The following is a 566-nucleotide window of genomic DNA, read 5'->3' as shown; positions in this document are numbered from 1 at the left end:
CCGCAATTCCAGCGCGACAACTGGATCGATCTGTGCGGCTCATGGGGCTTCGCTCATGACGACGGCGATACAGGTATCGGCCAAAACTGGTGGCAGCGGCCGGACATTTTCGATCGCCAGATCGTGGTGCCGTTTCCTCCCGAAAGCGAGCTTTCGGGGCTGCGCGAAACCGCCTTTCACCCGGTCATCTGGTATCGCAGGACGTTTTCCCCGCCACGTGTGCAGTCCGGCGAGAGGCTGCTGCTCAATTTTGGTGCCGTGGATTATGCGGCGACGGTGTGGGTCAACGGCCAGTGCGTCGGCAATCATGAGGGCGGCCATGTGCCATTCTCGCTCGACGTCACGCACGCTCTTGGCGAAGGCGATCAGGTGGTGGTGGTCCGCGCCGAGGACCAGCCTCAGGATGTCCGCATGCCCCGTGGCAAGCAGGACTGGCTCGAAGCGCCGCACTCCATCTGGTATCACCGCACCAGCGGCATATGGCAGCCGGTGTGGCTCAGCGTCGTACCTGCCCTGCACCTGACCGATCTGCATTTTGTGCCCGATCTGGCGCATCATCGTGTGAG

Annotated in this window: 1 protein-coding gene; it reads left to right on the top strand. The window is 62.5% G+C overall.

Annotation, left to right across the window (positions count from 1 at the left end; translation table 11 throughout):
• The coding region (locus tag VE25_RS20855) for a sugar-binding domain-containing protein (RefSeq protein WP_342019410.1) at positions 1–566 on the top strand (566 nt) is incomplete at both ends.

The organism is Devosia geojensis (genome assembly GCF_000969415.1).
Taxonomy (GTDB): Bacteria; Pseudomonadota; Alphaproteobacteria; order Rhizobiales; family Devosiaceae; genus Devosia; species Devosia geojensis.
Note: the sequence above shows the minus strand (reverse complement) of the source record. Positions and strands in the feature narration are given on the sequence as shown.